Raw genomic sequence first — 372 nt, 5'->3', positions numbered from 1 at the left:
ATCCAAGCCCGCAAGTCCGCCATCCATGGCAACGGCGTGTTCGCCGTCGCCCCGATCAAGCTGGGCGAGCGCGTGATCCAGTACAAGGGCCTGCTGCGCAGCCATGGCGACGTTGATGCCGATGACAGCGGCGACGTCGATGCAATCTTCGGCGGCAGCGCCGAGACCTTCACCCGCCACCTGCAGTGGAAGGCGTTCACGCCGGTGCTGATGGGCATGAGCGGCTGGTCGTCGAACGCGCGCCCTTGATGATGATGCTCTTGGAATAGCGGCGCAGGCGCTGCTCTTCCTCGCGACTGAGTGCGCGGCCGGTATAGACGATCACCGGCGGGAAACCGACATCGTCGTTGCCGGCCATGTGCTCGAGCAGGT

1 pseudogene is annotated in these 372 nt (G+C 65.1%); it reads left to right on the top strand.

The window, feature by feature from the left end:
• Positions 1 to 144 (top strand): annotated as a pseudogene (locus ABGA94_RS17795) (SET domain-containing protein-lysine N-methyltransferase); the annotation flags it as partial.
• Positions 145 to 372 lie beyond the last annotated feature (228 nt).

The organism is Stenotrophomonas sp. 3diitr2024, assembly GCF_042136455.1.
Classification (GTDB): Bacteria; Pseudomonadota; Gammaproteobacteria; order Xanthomonadales; family Xanthomonadaceae; genus Stenotrophomonas; species Stenotrophomonas sepilia.
Note: the sequence above shows the minus strand (reverse complement) of the source record. Positions and strands in the feature narration are given on the sequence as shown.